1 protein-coding gene is annotated in these 1217 nt (G+C 65.9%); it reads right to left on the bottom strand.

All coding sequences use genetic code 11. From position 1 onward, the window contains the following. The coding region (locus ACLIJ1_RS23270; RefSeq protein WP_411367960.1) for a PKD domain-containing protein at positions 1-1217 on the bottom strand (1217 nt) is incomplete at both ends.

Genomic DNA, 1217 nt, shown 5'->3' with positions numbered 1-1217 from the left:
GCGCGCGGTCATGCGCCGACCCATCAGGATGAACTCCGTGTTGGTGTTGGGCCCGCGGTAGAACACGTTGCTCTCCAGCACCACATCCTCCAGCCCTTCCCGGCTGCTGTCGGTGTTGTTCTGCGGGCTGGCCCCTCCGGTGAACGAGTTGTTGTCCGTCGTGTCGCCCAGGCGGTTGTTGGCGATCACGATCTGGCGCGACGCGTAGGTGCTGCCCGAGATCGCGTAGTTGTCGTTGTAGTCCCCCAGTCCTCCCGAGTGCACCTTCAGCGACACACGGATGCCGTCCGAAGAACGACCGCGCAGTGCGTTGTGCGCAATGAACCCCTTGTGCATCGACCAGATGCGCACCGTGTGCTGCTGCGCCGTCCCCATGTCGTTGCCCATCAGCACGAAGCGGCTGCCCTCCCCGGCCATGTTCACCAGCGGGTTGGCCGTGCTGCCTCGCACCAGGTTCTCCACCACGAACAGCTCGCGCGGCTGGAAGTACTGGTTGGCCGCCAGCGTGTGGTTCTGAACGATGTAGCCCAGCGCGCTGGCGATGGTGATCTGCGCCGTGATGAACTCACCCGTGGGCACTTCGAACGTGTTGCGGTACAGCAGCAGGCGCGACATCGTCACGAACTGCTCGAAGCGCTGCAGCACGTCCAGGTCCATAATGGTGATGTCCCGCGGGAACGACGAGTTCGGCGGATTGAGCACCCCCACCAGCACGCTGTTCACGCGCGGCTTGGCGCCCGTGCCGTACGCACCCACCTGCACGTTCTGGCTGCCGTGCGGGATGTTGATGGTGTCAAACGACTCCCCACGGTGCAGCAGCACGCGCCGGCCGCTGTAGGTGGCCGAGCTGGGCAATGCACTGACCTGCGAGGCGCCGCCGGGGCAACCGCTGAAGTTGGCCACGGCAGACACGCAGATCGTTCCCGTCCCGGTGTACGCGGTGTTGGGATCGGTCACTTCGACGGTGACCATCTTCTCGGAATACCCGCCGACCTGATCGGTCGCGCGCACCCGCACCTGGTAGGTGCCCGGACGGTCGAACACGTGGGCCGCCAGCGGTCCGCCCGACTGCGTGTTCTTGGGCAGCCCGGAGACCGGCCAGTTCAGACCCTGGTCGTCGCCGAAGTTGAAGGCGTAGCGCACGTGGTGGAACGGGTGCTGGCTGCTCAGGCTGGAGGTCGTCGCCGTCGCATCGAACTGCACCGCCAGCGGCGCCG

The sequence above is a fragment of the Hydrogenophaga sp. RWCD_12 genome, assembly GCF_046604225.1.
GTDB lineage: Bacteria > Pseudomonadota > Gammaproteobacteria > Burkholderiales > Burkholderiaceae_C > Hydrogenophaga.
The sequence above is the reverse complement of the archived record's forward strand: the minus strand, read 5'-3'. Positions and strand labels throughout refer to the sequence as shown.